This window comes from Ruegeria sp. BG11 (genome assembly GCF_056538565.1).
Window position 1 is genome coordinate 108,798 of record NZ_JBQFTH010000007.1, and the last position, 19,633, is coordinate 128,430.

Genomic DNA, 19,633 nt, shown 5'->3' on the forward strand with positions numbered 1-19,633 from the left:
CAAATTTCTGTAGCGCAGGTCCCCGCTGGTTGGGCGCTGTTAGTTACAAGCTGATTGACCGGCATACATCCCTAGGCCAGCACCGGCTGCTGTTGCTAGCGTCTTGCCTGATCCACCACCAAATCGATTTCCAGCTACCCCGCCAAGGGCCGCGCCACCAAGGACACCCGCCGCGCAGCGAGCGTCATCCTGTGCTTGGGCCTGCGTTGGCGTAGTCGGCGCTCCGCAAGCAGCCACGAGTAGCGAACTGCCAAGCGCACACGCTATCAACATCTTCTTCATCTCGATTGCCTCTCAAATTTCCTGTTTAGTTGTCTGAGTAGGTGGCTCTCAGCTGTCTTTTGTACAAGGTTTCAGCGTTGGTGGGCTTTGAGGTTAACCAAATCTTAACAAAGAGACCCTGAGCTATATTCGCCGACCAACAACCTGCTTTCCTAGGGTTCTAATTCTCATTTTAAGAAGCTGCTCAGGGCGAAACTGACGAGTTGACTTACAATCGTTAGGATTTCTAGGCCGCCGCTTCACTATCGGTCGAGCGGATTTGTTCACTCCATCCAAAAAGACATTTGCAATGGACCAAGGCTAGGCTATGTGAACGCGTCTAGAGTATTCCAAGTCTCGCTCGGAGCGAGTTGTCCTATCGTGATACGCAATAGCTGATTTTCTGAACGAACTTTGGATTTTCTAAGAAACCTGGTGCCGCTGAAGGGACTCGAACCCCCGACCCCATCATTACGAATGACGTGCTCTACCAGCTGAGCTACAGCGGCACCTTTGGTCTTCCGACACTGGATTCGGAAGGATGCGAAGGTTTCCTTAATTCGTCAGGTCTGCGCCTGCAAGCCCAGATCAGCGCGATAAGGCTTCGTGAAAGTTCTGTGACACAACGGGTTTCCCGGTTGACTACCAACATATATTTCCATAATTCATGAAATATGATAGAAGAGATCGCCGATCAGCTGGCCATTCTGGGCCATCCGCAACGCATCACAGTCTTTCGCATGTTAATGCGACGGTTTCCTGACACCGTGCCAGCGGGTGAGCTGGCCTCGGAGCTGGATATCAAACCCAGCACCATGTCGAACTATCTGAATGCGCTGCAAAGGTCCGGGCTGGTGACTCAGGAACGCTCAGGCACGTCTCTGCTTTATTCCGTCGATATGGCAAAGCTGCAGGGAATGCTTGATTTTCTGGTCGTCGATTGCTGCCGGGGTCGCCCCGATATCTGCATGCCTTTCACACAAGGAAATGAAGACATGACTGACCGCAAATTTAACGTCCTGTTTCTATGCGTGGGCAATTCCGCCCGCTCGATCTTTGCCGAAACACTGCTGCGCCAATTGGGTGGCGACAGGTTCACCGTCTATTCCGCCGGAACGCAGCCCGTGTCCGAGTTGAATCCCTTTGCCGTGCAGGTGTTGCAGGACAAGGGTCACGATACTACGGTCCTGCGCTCCAAGCATATGTCGGAATTTGCAACCGACGGGGCGCCGGAGATGGATTTTGTTTTTACCGTTTGCAATCAAGCTGCGAACGAAGACTGCCCGGCCTGGGAAGGCCAACCGATCAGCGGCCATTGGGGCATGGAAGACCCGGTGAAAGCTACCGGAACCGATGCCGAGAAAAGCCTCGCCTTTCAAAACGCCTATGGCGCGCTGAAGCGCCGGATCGAGGCGTTCACCTCCTTGCCGGTCGAAAGCCTTGACCGGATCGCCCTACAATCTGCTGTCGATGACATCGGCAGAACCTCTGTCGGAGACTGAAATGACCACATATGCTGTGAATGGCCTGGGCCGGATAGGAAAACTGGCCCTGAAACCGCTGTTGGAGAAAGGCGCCAAGATCGCCTGGATCAACGACGCGGTCGGAGATGCCGAGATGCACGCGCATCTGTTGGAGTTCGACACGGTTCATGGCCGCTGGGACGCCACTTTCGAGCATGATGAGGACAGCGTCACAATCAACGGCACCCGTCTGCCCTTCATCGGCACCAAGGACCTGAGCGCCCTGCCCTTGGATGGCGTCGATGTGGTGATCGACTGCACCGGTGTCTTCAAGACCGAGGCCAAGCTTGCCCCCTATTTCGAGGCGGGCGTGAAGAAGGTTGTTGTCTCGGCTCCGGTCAAGGACGGCCCGACCGCCAATATCGTGATGGGTGTAAATGACGACATCTACGATCCGGCCGCCCATCAGATCGTGACCGCAGCCTCCTGCACCACGAACTGCCTGGCGCCTGTAGTTAAGGTGATCCACGAGAATCTGGGCATCCGCCACGGCTCGATGACCACGATCCATGACGTGACCAACACGCAGACTATCGTCGACCGTCCCGCCAAGGATTTGCGCCGGGCGCGCTCGGCGTTGAACTCGCTGATCCCGACCACAACCGGCTCGGCCACGGCGATCACGCTGATCTACCCCGAACTCAAAGGGCGTATGAACGGCCATGCGGTGCGCGTGCCGCTACTTAACGCCTCACTGACCGACTGCGTGTTCGAGGTTGAGCGTGAGACCACCGTCGAAGAGGTCAACACCTTCTTCAAAGCCGCCGCCGAAGGTGAATTGAACGGCATTCTGGGCTATGAGACCCGCCCGCTGGTCTCGACCGACTACACCAATGACGAACGCTCTTCGATTGTGGATGCGCCGTCGACCATGGTGGTGAACGGCACGCAGGTGAAAATCTATGCCTGGTATGACAACGAGATGGGCTATGCCCACCGTCTGGTCGATGTGGCGCTGATGGTTGGGGCTTCGCTGTGACCGACCGGCCCGAGGGGCTGTCGGCCTATATCGCGGTCACGGCGGCCTATTGGGCCTTTATGCTGACCGATGGGGCCTTGCGGATGCTGGTGCTGTTGCACTTTCATACGCTGGGCTTCTCGCCGGTGCAACTGGCCTATCTGTTTGTCCTCTATGAATTCGCTGGGATGGTGACGAACCTTGCAGCGGGCTGGATCGCGGCGCGGTTTGGCTTGACCTCGACGCTCTATGCAGGGCTTGGGTTGCAGGTGGTGGCGCTCCTGGCGTTGACGCAACTAGACCCTAATTGGGCGATTGGCGCATCTGTGGCCTTCGTCATGATCGTGCAAGGCGCAAGCGGAGTCGCCAAGGATCTGGCCAAGATGTCCTCGAAATCCGCGGTGAAATTGCTGGCCCCGACCAAGGGCGGCGGGCTGTTTCGCTGGGTGGCGGTGCTGACCGGATCAAAGAACGCCGTCAAAGGGCTAGGCTTCCTGTTGGGTGCGGCGATGCTGGCAAAGCTGGGCTTTCAGGCGGCGATCATCGTGATGGCAGTCGTTCTGGCGGTGATCCTATTCGCCGTCATCCGCTTCATGCCCCCCGGCCTGCCCAAAGGGCGCAAGGGCGCGAAGTTCTCTGAGGTCTTTTCGAAATCTGCCAACGTCAATTGGCTGTCCGCCGCGCGGGTCTTTCTGTTTGGTGCCCGCGACGTGTGGTTCGTGGTCGGCATCCCTATCTATTTCTACGCCGTCCTCTCGGATGGTACGGAAGAGGGCAACCGCGCCGCCTTTTTCATGATCGGCACCTTCATGGCGTTCTGGATCATCCTCTACGGCGTTATTCAGGCCAACGCGCCCAAGATCCTACGGGCCTCAGACCGGTCCGAAGGCGATTTGATCCGCGCTGCACGCAGCTGGGCCGCAATGCTGTTCTGCGTTCCTGCGGCTCTAACACTGGCGGTTTTACTGTCTTCCGGGCCTGAAACATGGCTGACAATCACGTTGGTTTTGGGCCTGCTGGTGTTTGGAGCAATCTTCGCCGTCAACTCATCCCTGCATTCCTATCTGATCCTCGCCTTCACAAAGTCCGAGCGGGTCACGATGGATGTCGGCTTTTACTACATGGCCAACGCGACAGGACGCCTTTTGGGCACCGTCTTGTCCGGCTTTACCTATCAGGTCGGCGGCCTGCCCCTTGTTTTGGGCACAGCGGCTGTCATGGTGGCCCTTGCGGCGCTCACTTCGGGTAAGCTGACCGACCAAACAACTGAGGCATATTCATGAGCATCTTCGAGCGCTATCTGACCATCTGGGTCGCCCTCGCCATGGTCGGTGGTGTGCTGATCGGACTGGCCGCGTCTGGTCTGGTCGGCCTGATCGCAGGAGCCGAGGTGGCCAGCGTCAACCTTGTCGTGGCCCTGCTGATCTGGGCCATGGTCTACCCGATGATGGTTGGCGTCGATTTCAAGGCGGTCGCGGGCGTCGCCCGGCAACCCAAAGGCCTGATTGTGACGCTGGTGGTCAACTGGTTGATTAAGCCCTTCACCATGGCACTACTGGCGGTGTTGTTCTTCGACTATGTCTTCGCCCCGTGGATTCAGCCCGAGGACGCAGCACAATACACCGCGGGTCTGATCCTGTTGGGGGCCGCGCCCTGCACCGCGATGGTATTTGTCTGGTCGCAACTGACCAAAGGGGATGCGACCTATACGCTGGTTCAGGTCTCGGTGAATGACCTGATCATGGTCGTGGCTTTTGCCCCGATCGTCGCCTTTTTGCTGGGGGTCACCGATATCTCAGTCCCATGGCAAACGCTGGTACTGGCCACCGTTCTCTATGTGGTTTTGCCCCTGATTGCCGGTTTGATCACCCGCAAGCGGCTGGGCTCGCAGGAGGCCATCGACGCTTTCTCCGCCCGCGTCAAACCGTGGTCGATCATGGGCCTGATCGCAACGGTGGTGATCCTTTTCGGCCTTCAGGGAGAGACGATCCTGGCCAAGCCGATGGTCATTGTTTTGATCGCCGTGCCGATCCTGATCCAAAGCTATGGCATCTTCGCTCTGGCCTATGGGGCCGCCTATGCCCTGAAGGTCCCGCACCGCATCGCCGCCCCTTGCGCCATGATCGGTACCTCGAACTTTTTTGAGCTGGCCGTAGCGGTCGCCATCAGCCTGTTCGGCCTAAACTCCGGCGCGGCGCTTGCAACGGTGGTGGGTGTGCTGGTCGAGGTACCGGTGATGTTGTCACTGGTTGCCTTCGCCAACCGCACACGGGCCCGGTTTCCCGAACCCGCGACGTAGTAAAGCATTCACCGCACCGAATGATCATACAGCACCGCAATCGCCGCCGAGGCGATGCGAGTGCGGCGATCATCGGCGCGGCTGGTCAGCATGATCGGAACCTGCGCGCCCAAAACAATCCCTGCGGCCTCGGCTCCGGCCAGATACATGAGCTGCTTGGCAATCATGTTGCCGGCCTCAAGGTCCGGCGCGACCAGTATATCGGCCTGCCCCGCCACCTCGGATTTGATGCCCTTGGTCGTGACCGCGTGCATCGACACGGCGTTGTCAAAGGCCAGAGGGCCATCAAGCATACCGCCCGTGATCTGCCCACGATCCGCCATTTTACACAAGGCACCAGCCTCGACCGTGGATTGCAGCCGGGGTGTAATGGTCTCAACCGCTGACAGGATCGCTACTTTTGGTGTATCGATCCCGATGGCGCGGGCCAGATCAATCGCATTCTGAACCATATCCGCCTTGGTCTGCAGATCGGGCGCTATGTTGATGGCCGCATCGGTGATCAAAAGCGGTTTGGAATAGGTCGGCACATCCATGACGTAGACATGGCTCATCCGGCGTTCGCTGCGCAGACCGTTGGCCTTTGAGACAACGGCCGACATGACCTCATCCGTGTGCAACGCGCCCTTCATCAGGGCCTTCACACGACCATCCCGCGCCAGATGCACCGCCCGTTCGGCCGAGGCATGACTGTGCGGCGTATCAATGATCTCGAGCCCGCCGATATCCAACCCGGCCGCATCCGCCGCATGTAGTATCCGGCTGCGTGGACCGACCAAAACAGGCTCTAACAAACCCAAATCACGGGCCGAGAGCGCCCCCGCCAACGCACTTTCATCACAGGGATGGACCACAGCTGTTGGCAATGGGTCCATTTTCTGAGCCGCGCTCAGCAATCGGTCATAGGAGGCGCCCCGGTGATGCAAAACCAGATCCGGCATCGCCATTCGCGGCCTTTTGACCTTTTTGTCCGGCGCGATCACAACGGCTTGTCCGGTGATGACAGGCTTACCATCGCCAGTCGTACAGAGACAATCCAGAGTGACGTGCTTATTCTCGGACTGCTTTTCGGTCACGGTGACGCGCACAGTGACCGTATCGCCAATACCAACGGGTTTGAGGAATTTTAGGGTCTGATCCAGATAAATTGTCCCGGGCCCCGGCAATTGCGTGCCTAAAACATTGGATATCAGCGCACCGCCCCACATGCCATGTGCGACCACCTTGTGAAAGACATCCTCCTGCGCGAAGGCCTCATCCACATGGGCCGGGTTCACATCACCTGAGACCGCTGCAAAGGCGTCGATATCCTGTGCGGTCAGGGTACGGGACAGCTCGGCGGTATTTCCGACACTTATCTCATCAAAAGGCCGATTTTCGATGAAGCCGATGCCGGTATCCTCATCCGATGACATTCATTCCCCTTTCAATACAATAGCCAACTCTTGGTCAGACACCCCAACCGTTGCTGTTCTACGATCCATAAAGGCTCAATATGACAGAGACATGCAAGCGCCGCGACGGTCAGACCGCGCGATCCTGTGCGCGATACGAACCCGGGCTGCGGTTGGTCCATTTCCGGAATGCGCGGTGAAAATTCGCCGGGGCCGAGAACCCCGTATCGAACGCAATCTGCTCGATACTGTCGCCGCTTTGCTGCAGGGCGCGGATCGCAATATCGCGGCGCAGGGCGTCCTTGATGTCCTGAAATGAGGTGCCCTCGTCCTTGAGACGCCGGTTCAGGGTCCGGGGCGTCATCTTCAGGGCAAGGGCGGCATCGGGAAGCTGGCTGCTTTTCCAGGACGTCCGATAAAGGAACGCACGGACCTGCAGGCTGTTTGTATGGGCGCGCGAGTTGGTGAATATCCAGTCGATCGGTGCGCGCTCCAAGAAGAGAGACGCCTCAGCCGGGCTGCGCGTGATCGGGGGATCAAAACGGCGCGGATCGAACAGAATGCTGGTCTGCGGGGCATCGAATGTCACCGCGCAGGGGAAGACAACCGCATAGTCCGCTGCGAAACTTGGCCGCGCAAAGGCAAAGCGAACGGTCTTTACCGGCGTTTCCGATCCGCTCAGCCATGACAGCAGCCCATGCGCAAGTTTCAGGATCAGCATATGACCAAAGCGCTGGGGTGCCATGTCCTGCCGATACGGTACCAGCGAAAGCTCAGCCACCTCCGGCCCGGTGCGTAGATCCAGGTGGAAATCGTCTAGCAACAAGTTCCAGAATGTCGAAAAGCGATACAGCGACGAGGTCAGGCTGCTTGCTTCGCGCAGAACGGTCACAAGGTGCTGCAGGGCGCGTGGCCGAATGGGACGGCTCCACAGGCCCATCATCTCGTCCCCCGTCTGAGGCGCGGCCAGCTGGTACAGGCGAGCGATTTCCTGAAGCGTCACACGCTGCGCAGGCTCTGACGCACTGGCGTGCAGGCCCGAACGGCTCAGCAGGAACTGCATCTGATCTGCGCTGCAACACACCCTCAGCGCCTCAAGCCAATCCTGGATGAAACCGGCAGAAACGGTTGTAAGTGAGATGGGGTCATTGCTGACCATGATCGCCCCCAATTTGGCAATATCGGATAGTAACTTGGCAATATATGAGCTTTTCGGCAAGCTGCACGACAGATAAATGACGTGAAACCACAATTACCATTGGGGGAATCTGGCATGTCCTATCAGCCACCCGTACAGGATCTGATGTTCTGTATCGAACACCTGTCCCATTGGGAAACAGTGTCCACTCTGGACGCATACTCGGGTTTCGAACTGACCGATATCGGCGCTGCGCTAGAGGGATATGCCCGGTTCTGCAGCGAACAGATTGCGCCCCTATCCCATATCGGCGACACGTTGGGCGCACAGTTTGACAATGGCCGCGTGACGATGCCCGAAGGGGACGCGCAGGCCTATGCACAGTTTGTTGAAATGGGCTGGCAGGCCCTCACGCACCCGCCAGAGTTCGGCGGCATGGGCTTGCCGCGAACGGTTGGCGCGGCGGCGGTCGAGATGCTGAACGCTGCGGACATGAGCTTTGGCCTGTGCCCCTTGCTGACCGATGGTGCGATCGAGGCGCTGCTGCTCACGGGCTCGGACGCGCAGAAAGCCACCTATTTAGAGCCTTTAATTGCTGGGCGCTGGTCGGGCACGATGAACCTGACCGAACCGCAGGCGGGCAGCGATCTGGGTCGCGTCTCGACCAAGGCGGTGCGACGCGAAGATGGTAGCTATGGAGTGTCCGGCACCAAGATCTTCATCACATATGGCGCGCATGACCTGACTGAGAACATCATCCATCTGGTTCTGTCGCGCACCCCTGACGCGCCCGCCGGACCGAAGGGACTGAGCCTGTTCATCGTCCCGCAGAAGATGGTGGCTGAGGATGGCTCGGTCGGGGCTGAGAACTCGGTGAACTGTGTCAGCATCGAACACAAGCTGGGCGTACGCGCCAGCCCGACGGCGGTGCTGGAATACAAAGACGCCACGGGCTTCCTGATCGGTGAAGAAAACCGCGGACTGGAATATATGTTCATCATGATGAACGCCGCGCGCTTTTCGGTCGGTGTTCAGGGCATCGCGACCTCAGAACGTGCCTATCAACGCGCCGTGGCTTATGCGCGGGACCGGGTCCAAAGCCGCCCCGTGAATGGCCAGGCCAAGGACGCCGTGGCGATCATCGAACACCCCGACGTACGCCGCATGTTGATGCGGATGCGCAGCCTCACCGAAGGCGGGCGCGCCATGGCGGCGGCCACAGCCGGGCTGCTGGACATCGCACACCATCAGGATGATCCGGACATGGCCTCTCTGGCCGAGTTCATGGTTCCGCTGGTCAAGGGCTTCTGCTCGGAACGCGCGGTCGAGGTCGCCTCTCTGGGCGTTCAAATCCATGGCGGCATGGGCTTTATCGAAGAAACTGGCGCCGCTCAGCACTATCGCGACGCTCGCATTCTGCCGATTTACGAAGGCACCACCGCCATTCAGGCCAACGACCTTCTGGGTCGCAAGGTCATGCGCGACAGGGGCGAGACCGCCCGCCGGTTCGCCGCCCGCATCGCAGCGACCGAAGCCGAGCTGGCAGAAGGCGATGCCACCGCGCAAGCCATCGGCGCAAGCCTTGCGCAGGCACGCGGCACGTTTGAAGCCGCGCTGGAATGGCTGTTGGAAAACAGCCGCAAGGACATCGACGCCGCATTTGCGGGCTCGGTCCCGTTCCTGATGCTTGCAGGTACGCTTGCGGCGGGTTGGAAACTGGCAAAAGGTGTCACCCCGGCGCAGGCTACGTTGAATGATGGGCAGAACACGCAGTTCATGACCCAGAAGATCGCCACCGCGCTGTTCTTTGCCCAGCATATCCTGCCGGAATGCAGTGCCGAACAAACCCGCATCTTGCACGGCGCGCGCAGCCTGCTTGACGCGGCCTTCCCTGAATAACGCCTTTAAAAGGATCTGACTCATGAATGATGTCGTGAACCCCGCCACCTATGAGAACCTCGCGATTTCCGAGCGTGACAATGGCCTCTATGTCGTGACCCTGAACCGCCCGACCAAGCGCAATGCACTGGACGTGGCCACGATCGAAGAACTGATCCGCTTTTTCAGCGGCGCACGCATGGCTGGCGTGCGGGCGGTTGTGCTGACCGGCGAGGGAGATCACTTCTGCGCGGGCCTGGATCTGGTTGAACACTGGAAAGCCGACCGCAGCCCCGATGACTTCATGCATGTCTGCCTTCGCTGGCATGAGGCGTTCAACAAGATGGAATATGGTGGCGTGCCGATCATCGCCGCCCTGAAAGGCGCGGTGGTTGGCGGCGGGCTGGAGCTTGCCAGCGCCGCCCATATCCGCGTCATCGACCCCGGCACCTATTTCGCCTTGCCCGAGGGGCAGCGCGGGATTTTCACGGGCGGAGGCGCAACCATCCGCGTCTCGGACATGATCGGCAAATACCGCATGATCGATATGATCCTGACCGGCCGTGTCTATCAGGGGCAAGAGGCTGTCGATCTGGGGCTGGCGCAGTACATCACCGAAGACGGTGGCAGCATGGCCAAGGCAATGGAACTGGCAGACCAAATCGCGCAGAACCTGCCTTTGACCAATTTTGCAATCTGTTCGGCGATCAGCCATTTGAACAACATGTCCAGCATGGATGCAGCTTATGCCGAAGCCGTGGTCGGCGGCGTGGTCAACACCCAGCCCGCCGCCCGCGAACGGTTGGAAGCCTTTGCCAACAAAACCGCCGCCCGCGTGCGGCCCAACAGTTAAGACAGGCGGGATCCGGATGCGTCACCATTTCGAAGCTCTTCAGAAGACACGGGCCAACCATGTGCCTTTGTCACCTTTGTCCTTCCTGCGCCGCGCCGAAACCCTGCACGGCGCGCGCACAGCTGTTATCTATGGTGACATCCGACGAAGCTGGACGGAAACCGCCGCCCGCATTCGCGCGGTGGCCAGTGGGTTGGCAGCACTTGGCGTGCAGAAAGGCGATACGGTTTCGGTCCTCAGCCCAAACATCCCCGAACTGTTTGAGCTGCATTTTGCCCTGCCTCTGACCGGAGGGGTGCTGAATACGCTCAACACCCGGCTCGAGCCCGAAACCATCGCCTATATTCTGGACCATGCGGACACCAAACTGGTGATCGTGGACCGTGAACTGGTTCCGCTTCTGTCCAAAGCCTTTGATCTGTTGGGTCGCACAATACCTGTGGTCGAAATCGCCGATCCTGCCGCCACTGGTCAGTGCCTTGGCGGCCAGACCTATGAGGCGCTGACCACAGCCCCGCCGCTGCCAGTCGATCTTCCCGATGATGAGTGGGACGCGATTGCGCTGAACTACACCTCGGGCACCTCGGGTCGCCCCAAGGGCGTCGTCTATCACCACCGTGGCGCGTACCTGATGGCGTTAGGTACGGGTACCGCATGGCAGATGCCGCCCTATCCGGTCTATCTGTCCGTCGTGCCGATGTTCCACTGCAATGGCTGGGGCCATCCCTGGTTGATGGCAATGCTTGGAGGGACGGTTGTCTTTACACGCATCCCCGCCGCAGACCGTATTCTGGACGCGATCCGCACCCATGGCGTGACCCATTTCGGTGCCGCCCCCATCGTTCTGCAAATGCTCGCAGAGGCCGAAAGCGACGCCGCCCCCTTTGATCCCGCAATCCGTGTTCTAACCGCAGGCGCGCCTCCGCCCCCTTCGGTTTTGGAGAAGACCAGCGCGATGGGGTTTGACGTCATGCAGGTCTATGGCCTGACCGAGACTTACGGCCACATCTCGCAATGCCTCTGGCAGGAGGAGTGGAACGATCTCAGCCCCGCGGAACAGGCTGAATTGCAGGCACAACAGGGTATCGCTTTTCCGATGGTCGAAGAGGTCACCGTAATCGACCGCGACAACGGCGCACCGGTGCCGCGCGATGGTGCCACACAAGGTGAGATCGCCATCCGGGGAAACACGGTCATGGCCGGGTACTACAAAGACGCCGAGGCGACCTCGAATGCCTTCGAGGATGGCTGGTTCTGGTCCGGCGACGGAGCTGTGATGCATGAGAATGGATACATTCAAATCCGCGACCGCCTGAAGGACGTGATCATCTCGGGCGGCGAAAACATCTCATCCGTCGAAGTCGAAGCGGTGCTCTATCGCCATGACGCGGTTCAGGCCGCCGCCTTGGTCGCAATGCCGCATGAGAAATGGGGCGAGGTCCCCTGCGCCTTTATCGAATTACGCGACGGGGCCGAGGCAAGCGCTGAGGACATCATCGCGTTCTGTCGCGATCATCTGGCCGGGTTCAAGGCGCCAAAAGCGGTTGTTTTCGAGACACTTCCCAAGACCTCAACCGGCAAAATCCAGAAATTCCAACTGCGCGACCGCGTCAAAACACTGTCGCTTTGACATAGCTCTGCCCGGGTTTTTCCAACAAAGCTCGGGCAAAGCCTCAAACCTAGGCAAACACGTCTCGGTTCTATCTGGGAAATCATGGTGCTGCTGGAGAGAATTGAACTCTCGACCTCTCCCTTACCAAGGGAGTGCTCTACCTCTGAGCTACAGCAGCATCGTGGGCGGGTGATTAGACTCAAACGAAACGCGGCGCAAGGGTGTCTGGACGGTTTTTTTCGCCTCCTGTAGAGAAAGACCATGGCAGACAAAGATACACCTAAAAAACACGGCAAATCCGGTGATACGCGGGAAGAGCGGCTGAAAGCAGCACTCAAGGCCAACATGGCTCGGCGCAAGGCGCAGGCCAAGGCGCGGGCGGCCTCGGATGACAAAGCCGACAAGGACGAGGGATAAGAGCAGATGGATTCGATTCTGGTGACGGGCAACGGGCCGCTGAACGGTCAGATACCGATTGCGGGGGCCAAGAACGCGTGCCTGACGCTGATGCCTGCGACGCTACTCAGCGAAGAACCGCTGACGCTGACCAATGCGCCACGCCTCAGCGATATCAAGACCATGACAGCGCTGCTGCAATCGCTGGGGGCCGAGGTGTCCGCGCTGCAGGACGGTCAGGTGATCGCGATGTCCAGCCATGATCTGACCAGCCAGACGGCGGATTATGACATCGTGCGCAAGATGCGGGCCTCAAATCTGGTGCTGGGGCCGTTGCTGGCGCGTTTCGGGCAGGCGGTCGTGTCGCTGCCGGGTGGCTGCGCCATTGGCGCGCGACCGATGGATTTGCACGTCGAAGGGCTCGAGGCTCTGGGCGCCGAGATCGAACTGAAAGACGGGTATCTGCACGCCAAGGCTCCGGGCGGGCTGAAAGGCGCGGTGCATGAGATGCGCTTTGCCTCGGTCGGGGCGACCGAGAACATCGTCATGGCCGCCACATTGGCCAAAGGCACCACTGTCCTGAAGAACGCAGCGCGCGAGCCAGAGATTGTCGATCTGGTGGAGTGTTTGCGCAAGATGGGCGCTCAGATCTCGGGTGAAGGGACATCGACGATCGAAATTCAGGGCGTCGACCGTCTGCACGGTGCGACTCATCAGGTGGTAACGGACCGGATCGAATTGGGCACCTATATGTTGGCTCCTGCGATCTGCGGTGGCGAGGTAGAACTACTGGGCGGGCGCATGTCGCTGGTCAGTTCCTTCGTGGAAAAACTCGAAGCCGCAGGCGTCAGCGTTTCGGAAACCGAAAAGGGCCTGAAAGTTGCGCGCAAGAATGGTCGCGTGTGGGCCGTGGACGTGGTCACTGAACCTTTCCCCGGCTTCCCCACTGACCTGCAGGCGCAGATGATGGCGCTGATGTGTACGGCCGAAGGGACCTCGGTTCTGGAGGAGCGTATTTTCGAAAATCGCTTCATGCACGCGCCGGAGCTGACGCGCATGGGTGCGCAGATCGAGGTGCATGGCGGGACGGCCACGGTCACAGGGGTTGAGCAGCTGAAAGGCGCGCCGGTTATGGCCACCGATCTGCGGGCTTCGGTCTCGTTGATTCTGGCGGGCTTGGCGGCAGAAGGGGAAACAACTGTCAGCCGGGTCTATCATCTGGACCGCGGATATGAGCATGTGGTGCGTAAACTGGAAGGCGTGGGTGCCAAAATCGAACGGATCAAGGGCGAATGACAGACGCAAGTTTTGAAGACGGCCGCGAAGCGCCGCTGAATCTGGGCGCCGAAGACGGTGATGACCTGCAGGTGATCTCATCGCTTGCGCAGGATGCAGTGTTCCCGGTGACCGAGATGAAATGGCAGCCCTCGCAGCGCCGTTTCGGGCTGCTGCTGAACCGCTTCCGGTGGGAGGACAAGGATGCCGCCACCCGCCGCGACCGTCCGTTTGAGCGCGTGCAGTCGGTTCTTGTGTTCGACTCGGTGTTGTCGGTCGCCAGTCAAGGGATCGACCGCCGCGACACGGATATGGTGATGTCGCTGCTCTCGGTCGATTTCGAGGCCGGCGAGGACGGCGAAGGCCAGATCCTGCTGACCCTTGCGGGCGACGGCGCGATCCGCCTGACGGTCGAGGCAATTGAAGCCACCCTGAAAGACGTGACGCGCCCCTATAGCGCCCCCTCGGGCCAGGCACCGCATCATCCAGAATAAACGCGGCATATCGCAGGCCTTCTCTGGACCCGCCTCGGGTCTGGAGCTGCGCCGTGCGACCGTGTTTGATGTGTTCCAGATCAGCCAGGTGCTGATCCGCTCTATCACCCATCTCTGCGCGGCGGATCACCACAAAGACCCCGAACTTGTGGCGCTGTGGACATCCAATAAAGACCCGCAGACCGTTCGCGGCTGGATACAAAGCGGCTCGGATATCTGGGTGGCTGAGCTAGACGGACAGATCGTGGCCGTCGGAGGGCTGCGCCACGGCTCGATGATCTCACTGCTTTATGTCGATCCCGGACATGTGCGGCGTGGAATCGGGCGGGCCCTTTTGGCCCGGCTTGAACAGGAGCTGGCGGATCAAGGCTGCGCACAGGCCTATCTTGATGCCACCCACACAGCACGGGCCTTCTACCTCAGATATGGCTGGGTTTGGGCGGGCGATGTGGAAGAGTGGCACGGGATGACCCAATTCCCCCTGCGCAAATCGCTGCACCCGGCCGAGAAGGGTTGAGACCAACCCTTGCGGGCGATATGTCCCCGTGAAACGCTCCGGAGTGCCAGATCATGCCCGTTTTCCTCGACACCACCTCGCCTGAGTTTGAGGCCGACTTTCAAACGCTGCTATCGGCCAAGCGCGAAGACAGCCCGGATGTGGATGCGGTGGTAGCCGGGATCATCGACGATGTCCGCAACCGTGGCGATGCGGCGGTGATCGAGCTGACCGCGAAATTCGACCGGCTGGAGCTGACGCCCGAGACACTGGCCTTTTCGTCTGATGAGATCGCCGAAGCCGTCGCACAGGTGACCCCGGAAGACCGCGCGGCGCTGGAACTGGCCGCAGAGCGTATCCGCGCCTATCACGAAAAGCAGATGCCTGAGGATCACCAGTGGACTGATGAGACCGGCGCAACGCTGGGTTGGCGCTGGTCGGCTGTCTCAGCGGCGGGCCTTTACGTGCCGGGCGGGTTGGCCTCCTACCCTTCATCCGTTCTGATGAACGCGATCCCGGCCAAGGTGGCAGGGGTTGAGCGGTTGGCTATCGTCGTACCCACCCCGGACGGGCAGGCAAACCCGCTGGTTCTGCTGGCCGCGCAGCTATCGGGGGTGGATGAAATTTATCGCATCGGCGGCGCACAAGCCGTCGCCGCGCTGGCCTATGGCACTGACACCATCGCCCCGGTCGACAAGATCACCGGCCCGGGAAATGCCTTTGTGGCCGCGGCGAAACGTCGGGTGTTCGGCAAGGTCGGCATTGACATGATCGCTGGCCCGTCGGAAATCCTCGTGATTGCCGACAAGGACAATGAGCCCGACTGGATCGCGCTGGATCTGCTCAGCCAGGCCGAACATGATGAAAGCGCGCAGTCGATCCTGATCACGGATGATGCCGGTTTCGGTCAAGCCGTGGCGCAGGCCGTCGAAAAACGCCTTGAGACCCTACAGCGCCGCGCCATCGCCGGGGCCAGCTGGCGGGACTTTGGCGCGATCATCACCGTGCGCGATCTGGATGAGGCCGCCGCGCTTTCGAACCGCATCGCCCCGGAGCATTTGGAACTATGCGTGGCCGACCCGGTGAATTTGAGCGAAAAGACCATCCACGCAGGCGCGATTTTCCTTGGACAGTACACTCCGGAAGCCATCGGAGACTATGTCGGCGGCCCCAACCATGTGCTGCCAACGGCACGCTCGGCGCGGTTCTCATCTGGCCTCAGCGTGATGGATTTCCTCAAGCGTACCACCCTCAGCCAGATGACCCCCGAAGCGCTGCGCGCGATCGGCCCTGCAGCTGAGACACTGGCGCAATCGGAAAGCCTCGAGGCGCATGGTTTGTCCGTCACCGCACGCCTGAACCGGCTGAACGGCTGATGGGAGGCACAGATCGCCAGCTTGAGGCGTTTCTGTGCGTTGCCCATTGAAATCCATTGTTATAGGTCTGAGCAGACGTGAAGGATTGTGACCGTTAAAATGACCCGTATCTCGCATATCGAACTGGATGACCGGAACCTGCCCCCGCCGACCCCTGAGATCGAGCAGGAGCGTAAGGTCGCCATCTATGATCTGCTTGAGGAGAACAGCTTTGACCTGCCTCAGCGGGATGATCGCGCAATTCCCGACGGCCCCTATCACCTGCAGCTTTCGATCCGCGACAAACGTCTGGTCTTTGATATCAGCACCGAAGACAGCCAGAAAGCGGCCGAATTCCACCTGTCCCTCGGGCCGTTCCGGCAGGTGGTGAAAGACTATTTCCAGATCTGCCAAAGCTATTTCGACGCGGTCAAATCTCTGCCGCCCAGCCAGATCGAAACCATCGACATGGCCCGGCGGGGCATCCACAACGAAGGCAGCCGGGTTTTGCAGGAACGGCTGGAAGGCAAGGCCGACGTAGACACCGACACCGCCCGACGCCTGTTCACGCTGATCTGCGTGCTACATTTTGGAGGCTAACGGGTGACGCCTCTGCCGCAGTCCATTCTGTTCTGTTGCGACCACAACTCGGTTCGGTCTCCGATGGCCGAAGGCATCATGAAAAAGTTCTACGGCACCGGCACCTATGTGCAGTCCGCCGGCGTCCGCAACGATCTGGATATTGACGGCTTCTGCATCGCAGTCTGTCAGGAAATGGGCGTTGAGCTGTCCCGCCACCGCACCCGATCCTTTGACGAGATGCAGGAATGGGGTGACGACCTCAGCTCGTTCGATCTGATCGTCGCTTTGTCCCCGGCCAGTCAGCGCAAAGCGCTGGAGTTGACCCGGATTTTCCACCTCGATGTCGATTATTGGCCAATAATGGACCCTACCGGGATGGGCGAGACACGGGAATCAAAGCTACATCACTACCGACAGACCCGCGATCAGATCATCAAGCATCTGAAAGACCGCTGGGGCGAACCAACGGAGTGACCCATGAACCAGACCGTGAAGACCTATTTCGACGCCTTCAACGCCGGTGATGTCGATGGCATGCTGGCCTGTCTGTCCGATGACGTGGCCCATCATGTGAACGAAGGCCAGATCCGCGTCGGCAAAGAGAAATTCGCAGCTTTCTGCGCTCATATGAACCGCTGCTACAAAGAGAACCTGACCGATATCGTGGTGTTCGATGCCCAAGGTGGCACCCGCGCTGCGGCCGAGTTCATCGTCAACGGCACCTATCTGGAAACCGATGAGGGCCTGCCCGAGGCGCATGGACAGACCTACCGCCTGCCTGCAGGCTCGTTCTTTGACCTGCATGACGGCAAGATCACCCGCGTCACCACCTTCTATAACCTTGCAGACTGGACCAAACAGGTCTCGAATGGCTGAGGTTACATCCGTCCGCCCCCTGATCGGTGCAGCCCTCGAGGCCGCTCTGGACGACGTCGCGCGACTGCGGATCGAGGTGTTTCGGGCCTGGCCTTACCTCTATGATGGCGATCTGGAATACGAGCGCAGCTACCTGCAATCCTATCGCGACAGCGACAAGGCCATCGTTGTCGGCGCCTTCGACAATGACCACCTGATCGGAGCGTCGACGGGCGCGCCGTTGACCGACCACGCCGACGATTTTGCCGCCGCGTTTAAAAGTACAAGCCTGGACCTGTCACAGATTTTCTACTGTGCCGAATCCGTCCTTCTGTCCGACTACCGAGGTCAAGGCGTCGGTCACAAATTCTTCGATCAGCGCGAAGCCCACGCCCGCGCGCAGGGTTTCACCAAATGCGCCTTCTGCAGCGTCCAACGCCCGGCAGATCACCCAATGCGGCCCGAATCCTATAACCCACTTGATACGTTCTGGAGATCCCGCGGCTACGAACCATTACCCGGAGCCATCGCTCAATTCTCGTGGAAAGATGTCGGGGACGAGGGCGAGACACTCAAGCCATTGCAGTTTTGGATCCGGGATTTGTCAGCATGAGCCTTGCCGGCAGTCTCCGGTGCCATACCCAATCAACGCAGGCTTAAACTGCAGCCACGTTCTGAGAAAGTCCTGTAAGACCAGCGAGGCAAAGTTCTCAACCTTGACGCCTTCGACTGATTAGACCGTATTTCACGGCCCAGCCGCGGAGTGACCTGGTCTTGCGCTTTTTCGGGACCACGCTGTCTTTGCTCTGGGCGCCGCCTTTGCGATTGAACTCATAGACGTCAATGACACGTTCCGCGCAGCCGCAGGCCTCACCCATGCCGACCTTGGCGAAATAGAACTTCTCGAAGCTTTCAGGTTTTTGCATGGTGCCCTCCGGGTGCGATTAAACCACATGGGCCTTAGACCTCCAATTCACTTTGTCGTCGTTTTGTCCGACTGAAAGGTTGGGCCTGTACATGCCCAGCAATCGTCACTTAGTGTCCCGGCAAATCAGTATCGAAGGACAGATTCATGAGAGTCGCCACCTCCGCCTATGACCTCGATTGGCTCGACAGTTGGGCGCAATACGAGGACAAGCTGAACGCCTGGGTGGCGCAGGCCGCCGGGAACGGGGCCGAGTTACTGGTCTTTCCCGAATACGGCGCAATGGAACTTTCGACACTGGACGGGGCCGACGTGGCGGTTGATCTGGAGCGGTCGATTCAGGCGGTCTCGGACCGGATAGAAGATGTGCAGAACCTGCACCAGCGCTTGGCGAAGGAATACAAGACGTACATCCTAGGGGCTTCGGCCCCAGTCGCAACAGGTGCAGGGCGTCCGGTGAACCGGGCGGAACTTTATGCGCCAGATGGCCGTCAGGACCATCAGGACAAGCAGATCATGACCCGGTTCGAGCGCGAACAATGGGACATCGCCCCCGGCGGCCCTCTTAAACTGTTCGACACGGCATTGGGCAAGATCGGCGTACTGATCTGCTATGACAGCGAATTCCCCCTGCTAGGCCGCGCCCTGAGCGATGCGGATCTGATCCTTGTCCCCTCCTGTACCGAAGCGTTAGCGGGGTATTGGCGCGTGCGCATCGGGGCGATGTCGCGTGCCTTGGAAAATCAATGCGTTACGGTCATGGCGTCCTTGGTGGGGAACAATGAATGGTCCGAGGCCGTGGATATGAACACCGGCACAGGCGGCATTTTTGGCCCGCCTGACAAGGGCTTTCCACAGACGGGCGTTCTGGCCGAAGGTGTGTTGAACCAACCGGGCTGGACCTATGCCGATATCGACCTGAGCGCCATCGCCGATGTCCGCGCCGACGGGCATGTCCTGAATCGAACCCACTGGGACGAGCAATCCCCCCGAGTCGAATCTGTCACATTCTCCGCGCTTTAATGATTCCGCCCTTGAAATAAGGGAAAAATAGGCTCATTTAAGCGCAGATCCTCGCAGATTCTGCGAGTGCAACGTAATGATGGAGACAACATGGCCAAGGAAGATACGCTCGAATTTCCCGGTGTCGTGAAGGAACTCCTGCCTAATGCGACGTTTCGGGTCGAGCTGGAAAACGGCCATGAGATCATCGCACATACGGCAGGCAAGATGCGCAAGAACCGCATCCGTGTTCTGGCCGGCGACAAAGTTCAGGTCGAGATGACCCCTTACGATCTGACCAAGGGTCGGATCAACTACCGCTTCAAGTAACGCCCTA

22 protein-coding genes and 2 tRNA genes are annotated in these 19,633 nt (G+C 59.4%); 18 read left to right on the forward strand and 6 right to left on the reverse strand.

The features are described from left to right. Nucleotides 1-39: 39 nt before the first annotated feature. Together ACR0JF_RS12975 and ACR0JF_RS12980 are read right to left on the reverse strand one after the other, a co-directional pair. Entirely contained in the window at nt 40-282 is a 243-nt protein-coding gene (locus ACR0JF_RS12975; protein WP_170660860.1) for a glycine zipper 2TM domain-containing protein, read from the reverse strand. Nucleotides 283-694: 412 nt separating this feature from the next. Next, nucleotides 695-770 (reverse strand) — tRNA-Thr (locus ACR0JF_RS12980). A gap of 165 nt (nt 771-935) precedes the next feature. Here ACR0JF_RS12980 and ACR0JF_RS12985 point away from each other — a divergent pair. From ACR0JF_RS12985 to arsB, 4 genes are read left to right on the forward strand one after another with little or no spacing between them, the layout of a single operon-like run. After that, a complete protein-coding gene (locus ACR0JF_RS12985) occupies nt 936-1,763 on the forward strand; it encodes an arsenate reductase/protein-tyrosine-phosphatase family protein (RefSeq protein ID WP_170660861.1) in 828 nt (275 codons plus the stop codon). Nucleotide 1,764: 1 nt separating this feature from the next. After that, nucleotides 1,765-2,763 carry an ArsJ-associated glyceraldehyde-3-phosphate dehydrogenase gene (locus tag ACR0JF_RS12990; protein ID WP_170660862.1) on the forward strand — a complete coding sequence of 333 codons (999 nt, stop codon included), beginning with the start codon at nt 1,765-1,767 and terminating at the stop codon, nt 2,761-2,763. Further along, on the forward strand, nt 2,760-4,025 hold the full coding sequence (gene arsJ, locus ACR0JF_RS12995) for an organoarsenical effux MFS transporter ArsJ (RefSeq protein WP_170660863.1): 1,266 nt from the start codon (nt 2,760-2,762) through the stop codon (nt 4,023-4,025). The genes ACR0JF_RS12990 and arsJ overlap by 4 nt, the downstream gene beginning before the upstream one ends. Then, nucleotides 4,022-5,041 carry an ACR3 family arsenite efflux transporter gene (gene arsB / locus ACR0JF_RS13000; RefSeq protein WP_170660864.1) on the forward strand — a complete coding sequence of 340 codons (1,020 nt, stop codon included), beginning with the start codon at nt 4,022-4,024 and terminating at the stop codon, nt 5,039-5,041. Before arsJ ends, arsB begins: the two co-directional genes overlap by 4 nt. A gap of 8 nt (nt 5,042-5,049) precedes the next feature. Here arsB and ACR0JF_RS13005 read toward each other — a convergent pair whose 3' ends face one another. Both ACR0JF_RS13005 and ACR0JF_RS13010 read right to left on the reverse strand, forming a co-directional pair. Next, complete coding sequence (locus ACR0JF_RS13005; protein ID WP_170660865.1) at nt 5,050-6,456, reverse strand: bifunctional enoyl-CoA hydratase/phosphate acetyltransferase; 1,407 nt, start codon at nt 6,454-6,456, stop codon at nt 5,050-5,052. A 109-nt stretch (nt 6,457-6,565) separates the two neighbouring features. Further along, nucleotides 6,566-7,594 carry an AraC family transcriptional regulator gene (locus ACR0JF_RS13010; RefSeq protein WP_170660866.1) on the reverse strand — a complete coding sequence of 343 codons (1,029 nt, stop codon included), beginning with the start codon at nt 7,592-7,594 and terminating at the stop codon, nt 6,566-6,568. Between the two features lie 114 nt (nt 7,595-7,708). Between ACR0JF_RS13010 and ACR0JF_RS13015 the strand changes: the two genes are divergently transcribed. Genes ACR0JF_RS13015 through ACR0JF_RS13025 form a run of 3 tightly spaced genes read left to right on the forward strand, consistent with a single transcriptional unit; the run spans nt 7,709 to nt 11,934 of the window. Continuing rightward, complete coding sequence (locus tag ACR0JF_RS13015; protein WP_170660867.1) at nt 7,709-9,472, forward strand: acyl-CoA dehydrogenase family protein; 1,764 nt, start codon at nt 7,709-7,711, stop codon at nt 9,470-9,472. Between the two features lie 22 nt (nt 9,473-9,494). Further along, on the forward strand, nt 9,495-10,304 hold the full coding sequence (gene dmdD, locus ACR0JF_RS13020; protein ID WP_170660868.1) for a methylthioacryloyl-CoA hydratase: 810 nt from the start codon (nt 9,495-9,497) through the stop codon (nt 10,302-10,304). A 16-nt stretch (nt 10,305-10,320) separates the two neighbouring features. Next, on the forward strand, nt 10,321-11,934 hold the full coding sequence (locus ACR0JF_RS13025; RefSeq protein ID WP_480669450.1) for an AMP-binding protein: 1,614 nt from the start codon (nt 10,321-10,323) through the stop codon (nt 11,932-11,934). Between the two features lie 85 nt (nt 11,935-12,019). On the opposite strand, the gene ACR0JF_RS13030 is transcribed toward ACR0JF_RS13025, so the two are convergent. Beyond that, nucleotides 12,020-12,094 (reverse strand) — tRNA-Thr (locus ACR0JF_RS13030). An 83-nt stretch (nt 12,095-12,177) separates the two neighbouring features. Here ACR0JF_RS13030 and ACR0JF_RS13035 point away from each other — a divergent pair. The 9 genes from ACR0JF_RS13035 to ACR0JF_RS13075 all read left to right on the forward strand — a co-directional run bounded on the left by ACR0JF_RS13035 (nt 12,178) and on the right by ACR0JF_RS13075 (nt 17,982). After that, nucleotides 12,178-12,333 (forward strand): hypothetical protein, encoded by a 156-nt coding sequence (locus ACR0JF_RS13035; protein WP_170550458.1) that lies wholly within the window; start codon nt 12,178-12,180, stop codon nt 12,331-12,333. A 6-nt stretch (nt 12,334-12,339) separates the two neighbouring features. Beyond that, a complete protein-coding gene (gene murA, locus ACR0JF_RS13040; RefSeq protein ID WP_170660870.1) occupies nt 12,340-13,608 on the forward strand; it encodes a UDP-N-acetylglucosamine 1-carboxyvinyltransferase in 1,269 nt (422 codons plus the stop codon). Further along, nucleotides 13,605-14,081, forward strand: coding sequence for a DUF2948 family protein (locus tag ACR0JF_RS13045; protein WP_170660871.1), 477 nt, complete (start codon nt 13,605-13,607; stop codon nt 14,079-14,081). The genes murA and ACR0JF_RS13045 overlap by 4 nt, the downstream gene beginning before the upstream one ends. Before the next feature lie 61 nt (nt 14,082-14,142). After that, nucleotides 14,143-14,598, forward strand: a complete 456-nt coding sequence (locus tag ACR0JF_RS13050) for a GNAT family N-acetyltransferase (RefSeq protein ID WP_480669453.1) — start codon at nt 14,143-14,145, stop codon at nt 14,596-14,598. 53 nt (nt 14,599-14,651) lie between these two features. Beyond that, a complete protein-coding gene (gene hisD, locus ACR0JF_RS13055; RefSeq protein WP_170660872.1) occupies nt 14,652-15,953 on the forward strand; it encodes a histidinol dehydrogenase in 1,302 nt (433 codons plus the stop codon). 99 nt (nt 15,954-16,052) lie between these two features. Further along, nucleotides 16,053-16,532 (forward strand): UPF0262 family protein, encoded by a 480-nt coding sequence (locus ACR0JF_RS13060; RefSeq protein WP_170379879.1) that lies wholly within the window; start codon nt 16,053-16,055, stop codon nt 16,530-16,532. A gap of 3 nt (nt 16,533-16,535) precedes the next feature. Then, nucleotides 16,536-16,988, forward strand: a complete 453-nt coding sequence (locus ACR0JF_RS13065) for an arsenate-mycothiol transferase ArsC (protein WP_170462968.1) — start codon at nt 16,536-16,538, stop codon at nt 16,986-16,988. Between the two features lie 3 nt (nt 16,989-16,991). Further along, a complete protein-coding gene (locus ACR0JF_RS13070) occupies nt 16,992-17,390 on the forward strand; it encodes a ketosteroid isomerase-related protein (RefSeq protein ID WP_170660873.1) in 399 nt (132 codons plus the stop codon). Then, complete coding sequence (locus tag ACR0JF_RS13075) at nt 17,383-17,982, forward strand: GNAT family N-acetyltransferase (protein ID WP_170660874.1); 600 nt, start codon at nt 17,383-17,385, stop codon at nt 17,980-17,982. Before ACR0JF_RS13070 ends, ACR0JF_RS13075 begins: the two co-directional genes overlap by 8 nt. Nucleotides 17,983-18,079: 97 nt before the next feature. Here the strand turns inward: ACR0JF_RS13075 and ACR0JF_RS13080 are convergent, their stop codons facing one another. Continuing rightward, entirely contained in the window at nt 18,080-18,295 is a 216-nt protein-coding gene (locus ACR0JF_RS13080) for a hypothetical protein (protein ID WP_170462965.1), read from the reverse strand. A gap of 146 nt (nt 18,296-18,441) precedes the next feature. On the opposite strand from ACR0JF_RS13080, the gene ACR0JF_RS13085 reads away from it, so the two are divergent. Together ACR0JF_RS13085 and infA are read left to right on the forward strand one after the other, a co-directional pair. Further along, complete coding sequence (locus ACR0JF_RS13085; protein WP_170689441.1) at nt 18,442-19,317, forward strand: carbon-nitrogen hydrolase family protein; 876 nt, start codon at nt 18,442-18,444, stop codon at nt 19,315-19,317. A gap of 90 nt (nt 19,318-19,407) precedes the next feature. Beyond that, nucleotides 19,408-19,626, forward strand: coding sequence for a translation initiation factor IF-1 (gene infA, locus ACR0JF_RS13090; protein WP_005978431.1), 219 nt, complete (start codon nt 19,408-19,410; stop codon nt 19,624-19,626). Nucleotides 19,627-19,633: the final 7 nt, after the last annotated feature.

Coding starts and splice junctions, on each gene's coding strand:
- ACR0JF_RS12975 (WP_170660860.1), bottom strand. CDS start 282: ATGAAGAAGATGTTGATAGCGTGTGCGCTTGGCAGTTCGCTACTCGTG.
- ACR0JF_RS12985 (WP_170660861.1), top strand. CDS start 936: ATGATAGAAGAGATCGCCGATCAGCTGGCCATTCTGGGCCATCCGCAA.
- ACR0JF_RS12990 (WP_170660862.1), top strand. CDS start 1,765: ATGACCACATATGCTGTGAATGGCCTGGGCCGGATAGGAAAACTGGCC.
- arsB (WP_170660864.1), top strand. CDS start 4,022: ATGAGCATCTTCGAGCGCTATCTGACCATCTGGGTCGCCCTCGCCATG.
- ACR0JF_RS13005 (WP_170660865.1), bottom strand. CDS start 6,456: ATGTCATCGGATGAGGATACCGGCATCGGCTTCATCGAAAATCGGCCT.
- ACR0JF_RS13010 (WP_170660866.1), bottom strand. CDS start 7,594: ATGGTCAGCAATGACCCCATCTCACTTACAACCGTTTCTGCCGGTTTC.
- ACR0JF_RS13015 (WP_170660867.1), top strand. CDS start 7,709: ATGTCCTATCAGCCACCCGTACAGGATCTGATGTTCTGTATCGAACAC.
- dmdD (WP_170660868.1), top strand. CDS start 9,495: ATGAATGATGTCGTGAACCCCGCCACCTATGAGAACCTCGCGATTTCC.
- ACR0JF_RS13025 (WP_480669450.1), top strand. CDS start 10,321: ATGCGTCACCATTTCGAAGCTCTTCAGAAGACACGGGCCAACCATGTG.
- ACR0JF_RS13035 (WP_170550458.1), top strand. CDS start 12,178: ATGGCAGACAAAGATACACCTAAAAAACACGGCAAATCCGGTGATACG.
- murA (WP_170660870.1), top strand. CDS start 12,340: ATGGATTCGATTCTGGTGACGGGCAACGGGCCGCTGAACGGTCAGATA.
- ACR0JF_RS13045 (WP_170660871.1), top strand. CDS start 13,605: ATGACAGACGCAAGTTTTGAAGACGGCCGCGAAGCGCCGCTGAATCTG.
- hisD (WP_170660872.1), top strand. CDS start 14,652: ATGCCCGTTTTCCTCGACACCACCTCGCCTGAGTTTGAGGCCGACTTT.
- ACR0JF_RS13060 (WP_170379879.1), top strand. CDS start 16,053: ATGACCCGTATCTCGCATATCGAACTGGATGACCGGAACCTGCCCCCG.
- ACR0JF_RS13070 (WP_170660873.1), top strand. CDS start 16,992: ATGAACCAGACCGTGAAGACCTATTTCGACGCCTTCAACGCCGGTGAT.
- ACR0JF_RS13075 (WP_170660874.1), top strand. CDS start 17,383: ATGGCTGAGGTTACATCCGTCCGCCCCCTGATCGGTGCAGCCCTCGAG.
- ACR0JF_RS13080 (WP_170462965.1), bottom strand. CDS start 18,295: ATGCAAAAACCTGAAAGCTTCGAGAAGTTCTATTTCGCCAAGGTCGGC.
- ACR0JF_RS13085 (WP_170689441.1), top strand. CDS start 18,442: ATGAGAGTCGCCACCTCCGCCTATGACCTCGATTGGCTCGACAGTTGG.
- infA (WP_005978431.1), top strand. CDS start 19,408: ATGGCCAAGGAAGATACGCTCGAATTTCCCGGTGTCGTGAAGGAACTC.